This window comes from Tenacibaculum sp. 190524A05c (assembly GCF_964036595.1).
GTDB classification, from domain to species: domain Bacteria; phylum Bacteroidota; class Bacteroidia; order Flavobacteriales; family Flavobacteriaceae; genus Polaribacter; species Polaribacter platacis.
Map to the genome: position 1 here is coordinate 2224039 of NZ_OZ038523.1, position 19992 is coordinate 2244030.

General features: G+C 32.4%; 14 protein-coding genes and 1 tRNA gene. 5 read left to right on the top strand and 10 right to left on the bottom strand.

Going from position 1 to position 19992, the window contains the following annotated elements; all coding sequences use genetic code 11:
- Window positions 1-61: 61 nt before the first annotated feature.
- From ABNT61_RS09705 to ABNT61_RS09720, 4 genes are all read right to left on the bottom strand, one after another.
- Window positions 62-1873: a T9SS type A sorting domain-containing protein gene (locus tag ABNT61_RS09705; protein ID WP_348743053.1), complete on the bottom strand. Its 1812-nt coding sequence runs from the start codon at window positions 1871-1873 to the stop codon at window positions 62-64.
- An 85-nt stretch (window positions 1874-1958) separates the two neighbouring features.
- Window positions 1959-2435, bottom strand: a complete 477-nt coding sequence (locus ABNT61_RS09710) for an ABC transporter ATPase (RefSeq protein ID WP_348743054.1) — start codon at window positions 2433-2435, stop codon at window positions 1959-1961.
- Window positions 2436-2510: 75 nt separating this feature from the next.
- On the bottom strand, window positions 2511-3104 hold the full coding sequence (locus tag ABNT61_RS09715; protein WP_348743055.1) for a thioredoxin family protein: 594 nt from the start codon (window positions 3102-3104) through the stop codon (window positions 2511-2513).
- A gap of 60 nt (window positions 3105-3164) precedes the next feature.
- Window positions 3165-4121 carry an NAD-dependent epimerase/dehydratase family protein gene (locus tag ABNT61_RS09720; RefSeq protein WP_348743056.1) on the bottom strand — a complete coding sequence of 319 codons (957 nt, stop codon included), beginning with the start codon at window positions 4119-4121 and terminating at the stop codon, window positions 3165-3167.
- Between the two features lie 57 nt (window positions 4122-4178).
- Between ABNT61_RS09720 and ABNT61_RS09725 the strand changes: the two genes are divergently transcribed.
- The 3 genes from ABNT61_RS09725 (at window position 4179) to ABNT61_RS09735 (ending at window position 11114) form a co-directional block, all read left to right on the top strand.
- Window positions 4179-4829, top strand: coding sequence for a hypothetical protein (locus tag ABNT61_RS09725; protein WP_348743057.1), 651 nt, complete (start codon window positions 4179-4181; stop codon window positions 4827-4829).
- Window positions 4830-4967: 138 nt separating this feature from the next.
- Window positions 4968-8384, top strand: coding sequence for a T9SS type A sorting domain-containing protein (locus ABNT61_RS09730; RefSeq protein WP_348743058.1), 3417 nt, complete (start codon window positions 4968-4970; stop codon window positions 8382-8384).
- A gap of 219 nt (window positions 8385-8603) precedes the next feature.
- A complete protein-coding gene (locus ABNT61_RS09735; RefSeq protein ID WP_348743059.1) occupies window positions 8604-11114 on the top strand; it encodes a T9SS type A sorting domain-containing protein in 2511 nt (836 codons plus the stop codon).
- A 50-nt stretch (window positions 11115-11164) separates the two neighbouring features.
- On the opposite strand, the gene ABNT61_RS09740 is transcribed toward ABNT61_RS09735, so the two are convergent.
- From ABNT61_RS09740 to ABNT61_RS09760, 5 genes are all read right to left on the bottom strand, one after another.
- A complete protein-coding gene (locus tag ABNT61_RS09740; RefSeq protein ID WP_348743060.1) occupies window positions 11165-11638 on the bottom strand; it encodes a regulatory protein RecX in 474 nt (157 codons plus the stop codon).
- A 71-nt stretch (window positions 11639-11709) separates the two neighbouring features.
- Complete coding sequence (locus ABNT61_RS09745) at window positions 11710-15228, bottom strand: efflux RND transporter permease subunit (protein ID WP_348743061.1); 3519 nt, start codon at window positions 15226-15228, stop codon at window positions 11710-11712.
- 18 nt (window positions 15229-15246) lie between these two features.
- The gene (locus ABNT61_RS09750; protein ID WP_348724009.1) at window positions 15247-16416 is read right to left on the bottom strand and encodes an efflux RND transporter periplasmic adaptor subunit; all 1170 of its coding nucleotides are present in this window, start codon (window positions 16414-16416) and stop codon (window positions 15247-15249) included.
- Between the two features lie 7 nt (window positions 16417-16423).
- On the bottom strand, window positions 16424-17746 hold the full coding sequence (locus ABNT61_RS09755) for a TolC family protein (protein WP_348743062.1): 1323 nt from the start codon (window positions 17744-17746) through the stop codon (window positions 16424-16426).
- A 7-nt stretch (window positions 17747-17753) separates the two neighbouring features.
- Window positions 17754-18362, bottom strand: a complete 609-nt coding sequence (locus ABNT61_RS09760; protein WP_348712886.1) for a TetR/AcrR family transcriptional regulator — start codon at window positions 18360-18362, stop codon at window positions 17754-17756.
- Between the two features lie 126 nt (window positions 18363-18488).
- Between ABNT61_RS09760 and ABNT61_RS09765 the strand changes: the two genes are divergently transcribed.
- Window positions 18489-19460, top strand: a complete 972-nt coding sequence (locus tag ABNT61_RS09765) for a polyprenyl synthetase family protein (RefSeq protein WP_348743063.1) — start codon at window positions 18489-18491, stop codon at window positions 19458-19460.
- Window positions 19461-19512: 52 nt separating this feature from the next.
- Window positions 19513-19586 (top strand) — tRNA-Ile (locus ABNT61_RS09770).
- A 55-nt stretch (window positions 19587-19641) separates the two neighbouring features.
- Here the strand turns inward: ABNT61_RS09770 and ABNT61_RS09775 are convergent.
- Window positions 19642-19848, bottom strand: a complete 207-nt coding sequence (locus ABNT61_RS09775; protein WP_348743064.1) for a hypothetical protein — start codon at window positions 19846-19848, stop codon at window positions 19642-19644.
- Between the last annotated feature and the right edge of the window lie 144 nt (window positions 19849-19992).

A 19992-nucleotide genomic window follows, 5' to 3' on the forward strand; every position in this document is an offset into this window, starting at 1 on the left:
ACATAAAAAGGTGTGCTTAACTATTTAAACACACCTTTTCTATTAATTTTTTATTGCTACTTTATTTTTTCACAAAACGCAAAGATTGATATCCTTTTACCTTAAGAATATATACTCCTTTTGCTAATTGGTGAACTTTAATTTCTTCAGTTGAAATTTTACTAGATTGAACTTCTTTACCTAAAATTGAATATATCTTATATTCTTTATTTAGTAATTCAATAGGTAATATTAAAACGTTAGATGCAGGATTTGGATATACCTTTAACATCTTCTCGTTAACATCATCCACACCTAAAACTCCAGAATTAAATTCGATTACAGGAGATAAAACTGTTTGTGTAGAACTTTTGTTTACTGTAGTTTTATTTACCACTTCAGTTGAAGTTTGATTGATAACCATTTCTACTTGATATCTTCCAGATTTAGTTGGTTGATACGTAGCTTGAGTTGCTCCAGAAATTGCTTCATTCATATCAACATCAATCCACTGATATGAATTCGCGCTCTTATAAGATGCTTCTAATACATCAGAAACCTGAGTTACAGTATTATCAATTACGATTTTATCTATTGTAACAGTTGTTGGATCCGAAATACATCCATTTGCATCTTGAACCGTAACTTTATATGAACCTTCTTCTAAATCAAAGAAACTATTAGAACTTTGGTATTCACCATCATTAATACTATACGTATACCCTTCGATTCCTCCTTCTGCTCTAACTACAATTTTTCCACTTGCAGCATTACCCGTAGAAGTTACATCAATGGTATTAATTGCAAGAGATTTTGCATCAGCAACCTCAATAGCAATTGCACTTAAAAATGGCCAATACACATCTCCACTTGTGGTAAATCTTGCTTCAACTGTAGACTGATTATTTACAATTAAATCATTCTGAGAGTTATCAATATCGAATAAATCAACATCAAACCCTAAAGTATTTGTACTAGCAGGATTTCTACTAGCTACACTAGTATCGTATTGTGTAATAGAACTGTTAAAAAAGTTATCCTGACTGTTAGTTTGATTGAATACATTCTTGTATACGCCATTGGTATCTTTCAGCTGAAAGCGATCACCAGTAATTGATTGATCTCCTTCTAAAGCAGCAACCATAGCTTTAACTTTTACAGGACCTGTAGGAGAAGTTTGAATACCAGAAAATAAAACATCTGAATTACTTGCTCCATCTACAGTTGAAAACCCATCAAATAATGAGATGTACCTTTCTTTCTCATTTGAATTTTCATAAATCACAACTAAAATCCAACCCGCTGTTCCTCCTAATCCATTATTAGAATCAAGACCTACTGTACCTCGGATATTAGCCGCAAAATAATCTCCGTTAGGATTGGCCAATTCAACAACAGAAGAAGTCATATCCTTATAGCATACATAAGGACGCTGTGTTGCTATACCATTATCATAAATGATTTCGTCACTTGTAATATCTTGGTATTCTTGTCCAGGTAACTTGAACTTAATGTTTCGGTAATCGCCTGATCTCGCTTCCTGTCCTTCCCAAGTTTCATAGGCATAAACTGCAGACCAATATAAACCTGCGTAAACAACCTTAGAACAACTTGGAAGATTTAACGATGAACTTGAAGATGAAAACGTTGTGTCATCATTGTCAATATCAATGTACTGCACATTGAGTTGACCATTAACACCATCTCCATCGTAGGAATCATTTGGTGAAAATGAATTGTCTTTTCGGTTCACAATATTGTTTGAAACAAACGTAATATTACCTCTTACTGAAGTCTGTTCAGATGATAATCGTTGTGTAAACGGTACATCCTGTGCATGCGAACTGAATACTGTAGTTAATAAAATAAATAATGGGAGTATAGTTTTTTTCATAAATAAAAATTTCCTTAAAAGTAGAATTTTTACTCTGAAAACAAACTTAAATTTTAAAAATATGCTGTAAAGAAAACATCAATTTTTACAAGAATCGATTATACCAACTATCAGTAATTGGCACTTCCCAAAAATGCTCCAAATCGTATTTTGTTTGAACCAAATTATCAAAAACCACTGTTTTTGCATTTACAGATTTATTCTTCAGTAACTTCTTAAACTCTTTCACATCCTTATACTGAACAAATTCTCCTTGTTTAAAGCAAACATTCATTTTATCCAATAGTTCAACTTCATATTCCAATTGTAATTTCAATATAAAAGCTACTTGCTCATCAAGTTGTGAGTTTGTTAATTTAACTTCATCCTCAACTCCAAAAACGATAAATCTATTATACAATAACTGATATGAAATCTCACCATCTATGGTTTCTGCCCATGAAGTAATAAAAGAAGAAACTTTCTCTTTTAAAGGATCTAATTCTTGTGGATAAAACTTTCGACTTGACGGATAAATCCAAACCTTTGCATCGTCGGATAATTTTTCAAACTCTACTACCATTCGGCAAATATAGATAAAGAAAAACCACCTAGTAAATTACTAGATGGTTTTCACAAAATAACCTCTACTTTTAACTTAATTTGATAATAAAGAAATAATATCCTCCTGAACATTAACTCCTTTATCTTTATTATACCACCTTTGTAGGTCTTCCTTAACTTTTGCGTCTACAACTCCATTTGCTTCTTTATAATCCGCTATCATTTTTGTAGCTACTGAAGGTCTTGGTCCCCAAGTAAAAAGAACATTCTTTTCTTCGTCTAGTGCAATAAGTTTTGGAATTGACCTTCCTCCATTCGTTAAGAACTCATCCATTAATTCTAAATTTTCATCTCTAAGAACTAATTTCAAATCAACATTATCATTTTCATTAGCCATTTTACTTAAAACTGGTAAATTTTGAGCAGCATCACCACACCAACCTTCTGTTAAAACTAACCATGTTTGAGGTTGATTAATTTTTTTTACATTTTCGACAGTAGATTCAGTTAGTTTAGATGTTTTATCTAAACGCTTCATTCTTCTATCATTCAATAAACTGTAATTGTATAATGCTTCAGACTGTTTAGGTCCTGTAGATTTTTGATCTTTTAATAAGTCACTAACTAAATCTCTATATTGATCATATGAGATTCCTTTTTCTAAACTATTCTCTATTACTTTTTTCATGTCTTCTTTATGTTTCACAGCAATTAAGACGAAAAGAATAATAACAACTTACAAGTACATTTATGCACTAATTATTTTAGATTGAATATTCTTAAGCATTTCTTCCGTCATAGAAGCCAAATCAAAATCGTGAGACCAACTCCAATCTTGTCTTGCTTTCGAATCATCAATAATCTGAGGCCAACTATTTGCAATATCTTGTCTGAAATCTGGATTGTAGCTTATTTCAAAATCTGAAAGATGCTTCTTGATTTCATTTGTTATTTCTTCAGGAGTAAAACTAATTGCTCCTAAATTATAAGAAGTTCGAATTTGAATATCTTTAGAATCGGCTTCCATGATTTTAATTGTAGCCTTAATAGCATCATTCATATACATCATCGGAAGCATAGTGTTTTCATCCAAAAAACATTCGTACTTACCTTCTTCTATAGCTTTAAAATAAATATCTACAGCATAATCCGTAGTTCCACCTCCTGGTTTTGTTTTCCAACTAATAATTCCTGGATAACGTAGGCTTCTAACATCAACTCCATATTTATCATGATAGTAATTACACCAATGCTCACCTGCCAATTTACTCATTCCGTAAACTGTTGTTGGGTTCATAATGGTATCTTGTGGTGTATTTACTTTTGGTGAAGACGGACCAAAAACTGCAATAGAACTAGGCCAATACACAGTTTTAATATGCTTTTCTCTAGCCAATTCTAAAATAATCAAAAGAGAATTCATGTTTAACTCCCAAGCTTTTTGAGGATATTTTTCAGCTGTAGCAGAAAGCATAGCAGCCATTAAGTAAACCTGAGAAACACTATATTTCTGAATTACTTCAAGAATTTTTTCTCTGTCTGTTGCATCTATGATTTCAAATGGACCTTCTTTTACAAATTCATCATCTCCATATCTTATATCCGAAGCTATCACATTCTCACTTCCATGAATTTCTCTTAAACTCTGAGTTAATTCTGTTCCTATTTGCCCACAAGCTCCAAGTATTAAAATAGTATCTGCCATTTTTATATTTATATTTTCAGACCATTGCAAAGTTAATAATTTTCGGAATTCGTAAAATTGTTTTGTTATTTTTTAACTATTATCAAAAACACAATTCAAATAGTTGATTTACAACCTTTAACTTTAAATTTAGGAAGTAAGCTGTTAAAAGATGTATTTTTGCAGCGTATTTTACAATTTATGATTCGACATATTATTATTCTTTCTATAAGTACATTTCTTTTGGTAAGCTGTAAAAAAACAGTTCAAAACACCACCACTAAACCTCAAAAAACAGGTATGCAAATTCCCGTTAAAAGAAGAGGGATTGATACTTTATCCAGTTTATCAAGAAAACAAGTTAACGATTGGATGGAATATGAAAATTTGAATTCTTACTTGAAACAATTCAATAACACAAGTCCTAATGATGCTTTGAATATGGCTGTTGAATTGAATGAGTACATTAAAATATTAAAGGACAGTTTAAAAATTGAAGATTTAAAAACAAATTCTTTAAACGCTCGTTTTAATGTCCTTAGAAATGAGGCGTTACGGTTAACGGATATGACACGTATTCCTGCTATTCAACCAGACCAAGTAAATGCCCAAGTAGATAAAATCTTACTGGTTTTTAATAGCTACACTCAAAAAGTAAACACCATTTATAGTAAGAAGAAGTTTGATGAAGAAATAGATTTGGATAATTTTTTTAACACAAACCAATAAAATCAATTCCTTTTAATTCTTAAAACTGTTAATTTTTTGAGTTTATCTCAAATTTTAACATTTTTTCTCCTCAATAGGTTAACCTAACACTATAAAAAGTGCTATACTTTCATTATTTTTGACAAAATTTTTTAAAATATGAAACACATATACATTATTCTATTCTTATTTGTATATACTGTTTCTCAGGGGCAAATTAAAAGCAATTCCCCTTGGGATATAAGTGATGTTCAACGAAAAGGTTCAAAACCTACATTGAAGGAGGTAGCTAAGCATGCTGAAGATTACTTTAATAGTATTGATAAATTTAAAAAAGGTAGTGGTTTAAAACCATTTAAGAGATGGGAATACCACTGGTCACATTATTTAAATGAAGACGGTACATTCTTCTCAAAAGAAAGATTATGGGATGCATGGCGTCAAAAAAATGCTTTACATCAACGATCTGTTGCTCAAATGACAGATGTTAGTGATTGGAAACCATTAGGACCATATGATAGTTCAACAATTTTTAGTTCGACTAAAAGAATTGGTCAAGGTAGAGTTAATGCAATTGCTGTTGACCCGAATGATTCTAACACTTATTATGTTGGAGCTCCGGCAGGAGGTATTTGGAAATCTACAGACGCTGGATTAAACTGGACACCTTTAACTGATTATCTTCCACAAATTGGAGTTTCTGGTATTGCAATTGACCCTACGAATTCTAATGTAATTTATATTGCAACTGGAGATGATGATGCTTCTGATTCAAGCTCAGTAGGTGTATGGAAAAGTACAGATGGAGGTACTACATGGAATAATACTGGAGGTATTCCTGGGGATCCAAATTCTATGAATGAAATTTACATTCATCCAACGAATACTAACATTGTTCTTGTTGCTACAGAAACTGGTGTTCAAAAAACTACTAATGGTGGGACTACTTGGACAACAAAATTATCTGGAGATATTATTGACTTAAAGATGAAGCCAGGTGATCCAAATACTTGGTATGCGGTTTCTTCGGATACTTTTTATACCTCTACAGATGGAGGGGAATCTTTCACCTCTGTTGCAATTACTGGATTAACTGGATCTAGACGTTTAACAATGGATGTTACTATCGCTAATCCTAATTACGTATACTTAGTTAGCGCAGGTTCTGGTTTTGCTTTCAATGGTATTTATAAGTCTACAAATAGCGGAGCTAGTTTTGTAAAGACAGCTGAAAGTGACGATATTTTTGGTAGTACTCAAGCGTGGTATGATTTAGCTTTAACCGTTTCAGATAAAAATGCGGACATTGTATATGTTGGAGTTTTAGATATCTGGAAATCTACTAATGGAGGAGATAACTTTGCTAAAATTAACGACTGGAGACAAGTGGATCAACCATCATATAGTCATGCCGACATTCACTTCATGAGATTCATTGATGGTAAATTCTTCGCAGGAACTGATGGAGGTATTTACGTTTCTACAAATGAAGGTTCTGTATTTACAGATTTAACAAAAAACATCGCAATTAGCCAATTCTATAGAATTTCTATATCTCAGCAGAAACTAAATGTTATTGCTGGAGGATTACAAGATAACGGTGGATTTGGATTTGATGGAACTAACTGGAGACATTACCAAGATGGTGATGGTATGGAAGGAATTGTTAATCCTATGAACGCTAACAAATTTTATGGATTCTCTCAGTACGGTGGTGGTTTAAGTATCACAAACGACGCTGGAAGAACCAGAACTACAAGAATTGGTGCACCAACTGCCGAGACTGGAACTAATGATGGAGGTGGTAAATGGATTACTCCAATGGCTATTAACAAAGAAGGAGAATTATATTCAGGATATAGCCAAATCTATAAATTAGTTAACGATGCTAGTTGGGAAAAGGTCTCTAATCAGTTTTTTGGAGCAGATTTTGATCGTTTAGTTATTGATCCAACTAATAGTGACATCATGTATGCAACAATCGGAGCTTCAATTTTTAGAACAGCCGATAGAGGACAATCGTTTACTAGAATTAATTTTAGTTCAGGTACAGTTAGAGGTATTGCTACAAATCCAAATGATCCTAATTCTATTTGGGTTGCTACCACAAATAATGTTCACAAATTATCTAATATTACTGATGCTTCTCCAACAAGTGAAACTGTTGGGTTAAGTACTCCTACAGAAGGTTTAACTGCCTTAATTAGACATGAAAGAAGTGGTAAAAATACATTATATATAGGTACCAATCTTGGTGTTTATTATTTCAATGATGATTTAACTAGATGGCAAACTTTTGATACCAATTTACCAAATGTACATATTAGAGACTTAGAAATTAACGAGGAAGATTCTCGATTGTATGCTGCAACATACGGAAGAGGGGTTTTCTATACGGATATTCCAAGAGAACTACCTGAAAATGACGTACGTTTATTGGCTATTGAAAATACAGATAATAGCATCTTATGTGGAACAACAGAGTACAGACCAGAAATAAAAGTTGCGAATCAAGGAACTCAAGCTATTACCAGCTTAACTGTTAACTATAATTTAGATGGTGGAACAAACCAAGTTTATAACTGGACTGGAAACATTGCTTCTGAAGCTGAAGCTACTATTACTTTACCTGAAGTTTCAACAACTTTAGGAGCTCATGAAATTAATGTAGAAACAGTACTCACAAATGATGCCTATAGTTCAAATAACTCTGTAACATCTCAATTTTCTTTAAACAAAAGTAACTCAGAACCTACTACTGTAAATAGTTTTGCTAGTCCTACGGACGAACTATTAGTTGAGACTTCAAGTGGTAGTGAAATGTGGAAAACGATTGGTTCTAGTAAAACTTTATTAAATATTCCTACTGGACGTAGAGCCTATGCTACTGCAGATGGTGATTATCCAGTAAACACAGTTGGATATTTATATACCAATTGTTATGATTTAACTCAAATTACAAATCCTGTTTTCAAGTTTAACATGGGATTTGATATTGAGCAAGATTGGGATTATTTAGTAGTTGAATACACAACAGACTCTGGTAAAAACTGGGAAATCTTAGGTAATGCTGGAGATGCGAATTGGTATAATAGCAGCTCTACTTTAAATGGTTTACCAGGTAAACAATGGACTGGAGAAGGTGAAGATGTAGATGGTGGTGATGGTTTAACTAATGCTACAATTAGAGAGTACAGTCATGATTTATCTGCTTTAGCTAGTGAAACAAGTATTATTTTCAGATTTAGATTCAACTCTGATCAAGCTGTTGTTGAAGAAGGTGTTATTCTTGATGACTTAGTTATTTCTGGAGTATTATCTACTGAAGACGAAATTTTCTTAAGCGGAATTTCAGTTTATCCTAATCCATCACAAAGTATCTTCAACATTAATAGAAATACTTCAGATGAATTAACAGTTAAAGTATTTGATATTACAGGAAAGCAAGTATTTTACAAAAAGAACGCGACTGAAACTTCTTTTGAAATAGACATGAGTTCTCATGCAAAAGGAATTTATATAATGAATATGGTTTCTAATGGAAGAACGGCTACGAAGAAGCTAATTTTAAAGTAAGAAACTAAACACATTGCAACATAAAAACTCATGCTTTTTCGCATGAGTTTTTTTCTTTTATAGGCATGAAACATTTCTACGCTAACTTAATTTCTTTAAAATGTCTCTGTTAAAAATGTTAAATCTTTGTCATAACTTCTATTTTAACATTTACAAACCTAGGGTAAACTCAATCCCAACTGTTATATAGGCTAAACTTATTTGATAAATTTTAGAAGTATGAAACATTTTTACATGGTCCTAATGTTACTGGCTTTTTCAGTTTCTCATGGACAATTTAAAAAGAATGCTCCATGGTATAACAGTGAAGCACAACGCAAGGGAACTAAGCCAACATTAAAAGAAGTGGCTCAGTATGCAGAGAATTACTTTAATACTATTGACCGAAATAAAAAAGGTAGTGGTTTAAAGCCATTTAAAAGATGGGAATACAACTGGTCTTTTTACTTAAATCCAGATGGTACTTTCGCCTCTAAAGAAAAGTTATGGGATGCTTGGCGTCAAAAAAACCAACTCCATGAAGCATCTGCAAAAAGAAATGCAAGTGATTGGAAATCACTTGGACCTTATACTAATATTTCGTTTGATGCTCCACCAAAGAAAATTGGTCAAGGTAGAGTGAACGCAGTTGCGGTTGATCCTAACAATTCAAATACTTATTATGCAGGAACGCCTGCAGGTGGAATTTGGAAATCTACAGATGCTGGAGCAAATTGGACTCCATTAACGGATTATCTGCCTCAAATTGGAGTTTCAGGTATTGCCATAAACCCAAATGATTCCAATGTTATTTACATCGCAACAGGAGATGATGACGCAGACGATTCAAGTGCTGTTGGTGTATGGAAAAGTACTGACGGAGGAACAACTTGGAATAATACAGATGCTATTCCAGGTAATCCTGATGAAATGGGAGAAATTTACATTAATCCTAATAGTGTAAATACTGTTTTAGTTGCGACAAGTACCGGAGTTCAAAAAACTATTAACGGAGGAAGATCTTGGACTACTACTTTAGCTGGAGATATAATTGATATAAAGATGAAACCTGGAGACTCAAATATTTGGTATGCGGTTTCTAGCGATACTTTTTATAAATCAACAGATGGAGGTGACACTTTTAATGTTGTTTCTATACCTGGATTAACAGGATCTCGTAGACTAACAATGGACGTAACTATTGCAAACTCTGATTATGTTTATGTTGTAAGCGCAGGAGGAGGATGGGCTTTTAATGGTGTATATAAATCTACAGATAGTGGTAGTACGTTTACTAAAACCGCCGAAACCAATGACATATTCGGAAGTACACAAGCTTGGTTTGATTTAGCGTTAACGGTATCTGATAAGAATGCAGACATTGTTTATGTAGGAGTTTTAGATGTATGGAAATCTACAGATGGAGCTGACACTTTTAACAGAATTAACGACTGGAGAATTATCGATTCTCCTCGATATACACATGCCGATATTCACTTCCTACGTTTTATTGATGGTAAATTCTTTGCTGGAACAGATGGTGGTATTTACGTATCAACAGACGAAGCAAGCTCTTTTACCGATTTAAATGACAATTTAGCTATTGGTCAATTCTACAGAATTTCAGTATCTCAAACTGACCTTGATGTTATTGCGGGTGGTTTACAAGATAATGGAGGATTTGGATTTGATGGAACTACTTGGAGACACTATCACTTCGGTGATGGTATGGAAGGTGTTGTTGACCCTTTAAATTCAAATACTTTTTATGGTTTTTCTCAATATGGAGGAAGATTAAACATTACTAATGACAGAGGTATTACTAGAGCTTCTTTCTTAGGAGCTCCTGCTGCTGAAACTGGCACAAACGATGATGGAGGTGAATGGATTACACCATTAACCATCAATAAAGAAGGAGAACTATATGCTGGATATAGCCAAGTATATAAACTAGATAGTAATGTTTGGACTAAAATTTCTGATCATAATTTCCAAGGAGATATTGATAGACTAGTTATCAATTCTGAAAACAGTGACATTATGTATGTTGCTCAAGGAAATAGTTTATTCAGAAGTACAGATAGAGCTCAAAACTTTACGAAAATTAACTTTTCTGAAGGTCAAATTAGGGGAATTGTAACTGATCCTTCTGATGCAGAAGCAGTTTGGGTAGTAACACAAACTAAAGTTGTTAGAGTTACGAATATTTCAGCTTCATTCCCAACAAAAACTACAATTGGAACAAATACTCCTTCTGAAGATTTAACTGCTTTAGTATTACATAAAGGAAGTAGTAAAAACTCTTTATACTTAGGAACTACTTTAGGAGTTTATTTCATAAATGATGATTTAACTGAATGGCAAGCTTTTGACACTAACCTACCAAATACTCAAGTTAGAGATTTAGAAATCAACGAAACTGAATCTAGATTATATGCAGCTACTTTTGGTCGTGGAGTATACTATTCAGCTATCACTCCTTCTGGTGTATTATCAACAGATGATCAGGTATTCTTAGATGGTATTTCTATTTACCCTAATCCATCTCAAAGTATTTTCAAGGTTAATAGAACTAATACTGATGAAATCACGGTTAAAGTTTTTGATATTACTGGAAAACAAGTATTCTTCAAGAAGAATATTACAGAGGCTAATTTTGAAGTTGATATGAGCTCTCATTCTAAAGGAATTTATATTATGAATATGGTTTCTAATGGAAAGACAGCTACTCGTAAAATTATTTTGCAATAAGAACTTATCTTTTTTATAAACATAAAACTCACGTTTACACGTGAGTTTTTTTATTTGGTATATGTTTCAATAGCTTCTTGAATTAAATTTGTTTCATAGCCTCTATAATTCAAGTAAGCATATAGTTTTCGCTTTCTTTCGTACGTATTAGTATCTTTTATCAAATTATTCTTTTTCTCTGCTAAACCGTATAAGTTATTCATATAGGTTTCCTCATCAATTTCTTTCAAAGCAGTTTTAATATTGTATTCAGAAATATGTCTGAATTTAAGCTCTCTTACAATACGTATTCTCCCCCACTTCTTAATTCTAAACTTTCCTCTTGCAAAACTCTTGGCAAAACGTTCTTCGTTTAAGAAATTATGCTCTAATAAATGAAGTAAGATAGCTTCTCTTGCTTTAGTAATTAATTTATACTCTCTAAGTTTATCTTCAACCTCTTTATGACAACGATCTTGGTACACGCAATAACGCTCCATTTTACGTTTAATCTCCTCAACAGTGTAAACTGGTTTCTTATTCATACCTCAAAAAAACAAAAAGAGTTAGAAGTAAACAACTTCTAACCCTTTTCTAATAACAAATTATTTAATAATTAACTGGCTACACCAGTAATATCTTCAAATGTATCTTCATCTATTTCTGAAGTACTTTGATTTCTTATCCACATTTTAAACTTAGTGATTAAATAGAATAAGATTGGAACGACTATAAGTGTTAAGAAGGTTGCTACAATTAATCCGTAAATTACTGTCCAAGCTAAAGGACCCCAGAAAATAACATTATCTCCTCCTACATAAATATGTGGATTCAACTCAGAAACTAATGTGTAGAAATTTATATTTAAACCTGTTGCTAACGGAATTAATCCTAAAATTGTTGTAATTGCAGTTAATAATACAGGACGTAAACGTGCTTTTCCTCCCTTAATAATACTCTCTTTTAAATCCGCAACTGAAACATAATCGTCTTCCTCTAAACCTAAATCAACTTTCCTCCTATCGATCAACAGTTGCGTATAATCCAGGAGAACCACACCGTTATTTACTACAATTCCCGCCAATGAGATAATTCCCATCATTGTCATCATAATTACGAAAGATGAACCAGAAATTACAATTCCTCCAAATACTCCAATTAAACTTAAGAAAATTGCCAACATAATAATTGCTGGTTTTGAAATTGAATTGAATTGATAAATTAAAATCAAGAAAATTAATCCTAATCCTGAGAAGAATGCTCCCATTAAGAAAGCCATCTGTTTATTTTGCTCCTCGATTTGCCCAGTATAATCAACTTTAACAGTACCTGGTAATTCTGTAAAACTTGTCATTTCATCCTGAATTTTCGAAACAATTGCTCCCGCATCTGTAAACCCAGGTGCTAAAGCCGAATACACAGTTACAACTCGTTTACCATTTTTATGCTTAATAGAACTAAATCCAGAAGTATTCTTTTGATTTGCTACAGCAGAAACAGGTATTGATTTTACTTGTCCGCTTGCCATATCTCTGAACGTAATTGTTTGATTGAAAATAGCACTTGTGTTATAACGATTCTCTTCATTAAAACGAACGTAGATATCATAATCTTCACCATCTTCTTTATAAACACCCGCTTTAGTTCCAAAAATTGAATTACGTAATTGTTGACCAACTTGCGAAGCAGAAACTCCTAATTCACCAGCTTTCTTTCTATCTACATTAACCAACATTGTTGGTTTTGATTTATTCACATCAATCTTTAACTCTGCAATTCCAGGAATAGACTTAGTATTGATAAAATCACGCATTTTCTCTGCCGTGTTAATCAACTGAACATAATCCTTTCCTTCTAATTCAATGTTAATTGGATATCCCGCAGGTGGACCAACAGGATCTTTTTCAACAGAAATAGACAACCCTGGATACACTCCTTGTAAATCATCAGTAATTGCCTTTTTAAGCACTTTACTATCTGCTCCTTTACGATACTTATATTCACGCATTGAAGCTACAATCTTACCTCTATGCGGCATTTCTGCAGTAGAACCACCATCAGTTTGTGGATTTCCAGAACCCGCACCAACTTGAGTAATAGAACTCTCTACTAAGAAATTATAATCTCCATCTAAATATTCAGAAGAATTGATAATTTTTGTAACTCTTTCTTCTAAATCACTCATAATTGCATTTGTTTTCTCAATATCCGTTCCTTGTGGATATTCAACATATACAATAACTTGGTTTGGTGTATTATCTGGGAAGAACTCAACCTTTGTTCTTTGAGAACCTACAGAAGCTCCAAATCCAACAAACGCAATAATTAATCCTATAAAAGTTAATACTGTAATAATTTGAGGTTTCCAACCTTTTAATACAGCAGTAATTGCTCTTTCATAAAAACGCTCCCATCTTGGTAAAATGTCACTTTGGAATTTATTTGCCATCGGACGCATTACAAATCTGTAGATCCAGAAGTTTGCCGCCGCAAATACCAATAATGTTCCTAATGGTCGTAATGCTCCTCCAAATAGTAATAATAATATTCCTAATACTCCAAGAACTACGGTTAATCTGATAATTCGTTTTAACGGCATGTTCTTATCTTCCGTACTCATAAACTGAGATACTAAAACAGAATTGAAGAAAATTGCCACAAAAAGAGAAGAACCTAATACAACTGATAATGTAATTGGAAAATAAATCATGAACTGCCCCATTACTCCAGGCCACATTCCTAATGGAACAAAGGCAGCTACTGTTGTTGCCGTAGAAATAATAATAGGTAATGCAATTTCTCCAATACCTTTCTTAGCTGCTTCTAAACGACTCATTCCCTCTTCATCCATTAAACGATATACGTTCTCCACAACCACAATACCATTATCCACGAGCATTCCTAATCCCATAATCAATCCAAACAGAATCATGGTGTTCATGGTATATCCCATCATGTTTAATATCATTAAAGACATGAACATTGACATTGGAATTGCAAATCCTACGAAAAGTGCATTCTTTAAACCTAAGAAGAACATTAATACGGTTACAACAAGGATAACTCCGAAAATGATATTATTTACAAGATCATCAACCTGTCCAACTGTTTTTGAAGATTGATCATTAGCTAATGTAATCTTTAAGTTCGTTGGTAAAGCTTTCGATTCTTGAGCAACTTTTACAATTTCACGAATTTTATCCGTTGCTTCAACCATATTTTCACCAGAACGTTTCTTTACATCTAGCATTACCACTGATTCTCCGTTCTCACGTGCATAAGTAGTTTTGTCCTTATCCTTGAAGCTTACCGAAGCAATATCCTTTAGATAAATAGAATTTCCTCTTTCTGACTTTACTACGAAGTTTTCAAGTTCACTAGGCTTTTCAATTTCACCTAAAACTCTAATAGTTCTTCTTTGTCCACTTGATATAATATTACCTGCTGAAACCGTTGCATTTCCATTTCCAATAGCCTGCATTACATCATTGAAGCTCACTTGAGCCGCCATCATTTTATAAATGTCTACAGCAACTTCAACTTCCTTCTCCTCTGCTCCACGAATATCTGCCTTTTTAATTTCCTTTAAATCTTCGATATCATCTTGAAGATACTCCGCAAATTCTTTTAATTGTTCAACAGTATAATCTCCAGAGATGTTTATGTTTAAAATTGGAGTTTCCTCAGCAATATTTAATTCAAAAACATTTGGTTCTACTTTAGCTCCATTAAAGGTTGGCCAGTCTTCACCAGAAACCTCTTCGTCTATTTCATCTTTAACTAATTGCTTTGCTTCTTCAACTGTTACTGCTTCACTAAATTCAACAGTAATCATTGATACATTTTCTTGAGAAGTTGAATTAATTTTAGTTACGTTACTAACTGTTTTTAATTTCTCTTCTAAAGGATCAGTAATTAATTTCTCAATATCCTCCGCCGTGTTACCTGGGAAAATAGAGTTTACATATATTTTAGTCTCTTTTATTTCTGGGAAATTTTCTCTTGGCATGCTTAAGAAAGCAGAGATTCCAGAGAACAATATAATTACCATCAATACATAAATGGTAGTTTTATTGTTAATTGCCCAAGAAGATAAACCAAACTCTTTATCTACTTTTTTTTGTTGATCTGTCATCAGTTTAGTTTTTAGTTGTTACTTGGCTAACTTTAAAATTTTAACTTCTTGTTTATCCTTAACACTTCTTGCTCCTTCGTCAACAATCTCCATTCCACTTGCTAAACCTTTTGTAACCTCAACAATATCTCCTTGAGTTTTACCAGTTTCAATAATTACTTGTTTAGCTACTGATTTATCTTTTGAATTTTCCACGATATAAACGTATTGTTCTCCTTTTGCATTTTCTGAGATAATACTTTGTGGGATTAAAATCGCATTAGGATTTGTATAGTCGTTAATTTTCAACTTAGCCGTTAAGTTAGGTTTGATAGATCTGTCCTTATTTGGCACACCGATTTCCACCTTAAATGTTCTATTCGCTGGGTTAATAAAGTTTCCTGCCTGACGAACTTTTGAATGTACTTCTTTTCCTAAAATTGGAAATTCGATTTCAACTTCTTTTCCTTTAATTACAGAACTAATATAGCTTTCAGGAACATCCGTCTCAATGTACATATCTCCTAAGTTTACTACTCTGAAGATTTCTGCACCTGGACCAGGAGAAACTACTGTTCCTTGCTCTTTAATTACATCGTCTACAATTCCTGTAAATGGAGATTTAACAGTATACTTCGCCATGTTCTTACGTAAGTTCGCAACAACATTCTTTTGTGCTTCGTAATTTGTTTTTGCTTGTAAGTATTGAATTTCTGATCCAATTCTTTGATCCCATAAACGCTTTTGACGTTCATAAGTCGTTTTAGCTAAAGCTTCATTTGCTTCTAATTGTGCTAATTGATTAGATAATCCTCCATCATCAATTCTAGCTAAAGCCTGACCTTTTACTACTTTTTGTCCTTCTTTTACAAAAACGCTCACTAACTGACCTGGAACTTCTGGATACACCAAAACGTTCTTTTTAGTTTGCACACTACCTTGTAATTCTAAATAGTGAATAAACTCCTTTGCATCAGCTTTAATTGTAGTAATTAAAGGAATCTTTTTGTTTTTATCTAACTTAGATATCGCAGCATCTAATTGCTTAAGCTTACCTAAAATATCTTGAGATTTAGAGCTTAATTCATCTTTTTTAGCTCTAATTTGTTTCAAATCGTTAGAAGCTAAGACCGCTTCTACTGTTTGTTCTTTATTTCCACAAGAAAATAAAAAAACTGAAGTTACTGTTAGTATTAATATCTTTCTCATTAGTTGGTTATTTAACTGGTACATTTAATGCGTTATCTAATTGTGCTTTACTAGCAATAATATCTAGCATAGCTTGTAAGAAATTGTTTTGTTGTGTATATAATTGGTTTCTAGTTTCTAATAATTCAAAACTACTAGTTACCCCTTCGTCAAACTTTATCGTTTGCTTTTTCTCAATACGTTCTGCTAACCCAAGGTTCTTTTTGGCCGTTTCATAATTTTCAATGCTTAATTGATATTTACTTCGTGCTTGTTTTACTTGAAGATTTAAGCGTTGTTTTGTTTCCTCTAATCTAATATCAGAAGATGCCAATGCTATTTCAGCTTGTTTTGTTTTAGCCGATCTACCGAGGCTACTAAAAATTGGAACATTAATTCCTACTCCAAAAACAGAAGTTGAAATCCAATTTTGAGAAGAATTAAAGAATGTAAAATCTTCTGAATTGGCTAATCTAGTATAGTTGATAAAAGCATTAACACTTGGTAAGGCTTTACTCTTTTCTAATTTTAAAAGTAAACGATTACTTTCTCTATTGTTAGCCGCAATTCTGAAATCAATATGATTATCTAAATCAAAACTTTGTGATAATAATTGTAAATCTGAATTCATTAACACTAAATCCTCTAAAGATTCAGTTAGTGTTAGCTTCGTATCGATTGGATTTCCTAAAGCAACATTTAAATACTCATAAGCAATCTCTACCATTCTTTTGGCATTTCTAATATTACTAACAATGTTTCCTTCAGAAATTTCGAAACGCTCAACATCTTCTTGTTCAGCTAATCCGTTTTTAAATCCTTCTCGAGCTCCTTTAAGTAATCTATCATTTACTTTTTTATTACGCTCAAGAATTCTAACACTTTCTTCGGCAACTAAAACATTCCCATAAGCATTAATAACTGCCTCTCTAGTTGCCATTTCTGTTTTCTCTTTAGCCTGTTCAGAAATTTTTAAATACGTTTTAGCAGATTGTAATCCTACTAAATACGATCCATCAAATAATAACTGACTTAAAGTTACTGTTCCTGTAATATTGTGTTGTGCATTAAAATCAATAGTTCCATCACCAGTGAAATCTACTCCTGGGAATTGTCTTTTTAAATTATTTTGATAGTTAACACTTGCGTTAATTTGTGGTAAACCTGTAGCTGTAGTTTCCCACTTTCTCTTCTTAGCAGCTTCAATATCATTTAAAGCTGTACGGTTGTCGTAGTTGTTTTTGACAGCATAGCCAATAGCTTCACTCATTGACAAGCTCATCTCTTTTTGTTGAGCATTAATAGTGCTCGTAAAAAATAATACAAATACAATTAAAATGTATTTCTTCATTAGTTTACTAATTTTGATTAATTATTTCCAGTTGTTTTTCTAGCTCAAGTATTCCTTTTTCTGTAGCAATAGCCCTTATATGGTATTCTAATATTTTATATTCAATTTTTACTAATTCTTGCATGTCATGACTGTACATGTCCGATTCAAACAATCCAAAAACCAAAGTGAAATAGAAATTGGTAATCATATTTAAATCTATATCCGCTCTATATAAACCTTGTTGAATACCTTTCTCTAAATTATCTCGATTACAATCTCTAAAAATGCATACCTCTCGTTCCATAAGATCATTGTAGATTTCAGGATAATATTTTCTCAACTGATGCATTGGTGAGTCTTTTGCATTTTTAAACATTTCTTTAAAAATTGCTTTGATGGCAAATTCCTCTTCAATTGAGTTGTAATTTTTCTCCTTTATAAAATCTATAGTTTGTTCAATAGACTCATGAATTGCCGAACAAGATGCATTTACTAACGAAACTTTATTAGAAAAGTATTTATAGAGCGTTTTTTTAGATATCCCTAACTCACTAGAAATATCGTCCATAGTAACGCTCTTAAATCCAAGATTTAAAAACAATTCTCCGGCTTTGTTTATAATTTTATCTTCCATAATACTTTGCAAATGTACAATAGGAAACTTTAGAAACAAAAAAAGTTTCCTAAGTTTTAATGATTTTTTAACATTAAGATTATCTAGTTCCTTGAATTGGTTTATTTTTGCATAAAATTTTAGCCTTTGGACTTAACAAAATATTTTCAGTCTTTTATTACATATTTAGAAGCACAGGATTTTAACAGAGAACCTAAAAACTTATATACTCCGGTAGACTATATCTTACAATTAGGAGGAAAGAGATTAAGACCATTATTAACATTAATTGCTTGTGATGTAGTTTCTGGCTCGCATGAAAAAGCACTTCCAGCAGCAATGGCTGTGGAAACGTTTCATAACTTCACTTTAGTTCATGATGACATTATGGATGAAGCTCCTTTGCGAAGAGGAAAGGAAACTGTTCATGAAAAATGGGATATCAACACTGGAATTTTGTCTGGTGATGCAATGCTTATTTTGGCTTATCAATATTTCGAAAACTACGAGCCAATTATATTTCAAAAATTAGCAAAATTATTTAGCAAAACTGCTCTTGAAGTTTGTGATGGTCAACAATTAGATGTTGATTTTGAAACTCGTAACGATGTAACAATTTCGGAATATATAAAAATGATTACGCTAAAAACCTCTGTTTTAGTTGGAGCCGCTCTTAAAATGGGAGCGATTGTAGGTGAAGCTAGTGAGGAAGAAGCGCAAGGATTATATAATTTCGGAGTGAATTTAGGAATTGCTTTTCAATTACAAGACGACTTTTTAGATACTTTTGGTAATCCTGATACCTTCGGTAAACAGATTGGAGGAGACATTATAGAGAATAAAAAGACCTTTTTATATTTAAAGTGTTTAGAAATTGCTAATCCTGAAGATCAGGAAAAATTACAATTCTTTTACAACCAGAAATTAGAAGACAACTCTATTAAAATATCTGAAGTAACGAGAATTTTCGAACAAAACGATATTCCAACATTAACTCAAAACTTAATTCAAGAATATACCAATAAATCTTTTGAAGATTTAAAAGGGTTAAATATTTCAGAATCAGCAAAAGAAAGTTTAATCGCTTTCGGAAAAAACTTAATGACGAGAAAAGTATAAGAAAAGCCTTTTCAATTTCAAAAAAGTTTTTATTTTTGCAATCCATTTTACTGGTCCTATAGCTCAGTTGGTTAGAGCACCTGACTCATAATCAGGGGGTCCATGGTTCGAGCCCATGTGGGACCACAAAAAACCTCATGAAATTCATGAGGTTTTTTAATTAAAATATCTTATTTATCAGTTATAATTTTGAATCATTACTAATTCCTTTAAACGATTCTTTAAACATTTGCTGAAACTCCTCTTTAGTAAATTTTGCCTTATTTCGAATAACAACATTCCCTATAAAATTCATTTGTTGCACTTTAGGTGCTGAAGAAAAGTTTTCCTTTACACCACTTAAATCAGGCATTTGAGGGTTTTCATTTAGATCGAAAGTATTATCCATAGAATAGATTTTTACTCAAACTTACAACTTTAAATTCTAGTTTTTACATATCCCAATCCTTTTTACTGCAACTATTGAATATACAGTCCAAAAAATATAAAACAACACCTTACAATTAAAGATATTTACAGATAAAATAGCGAT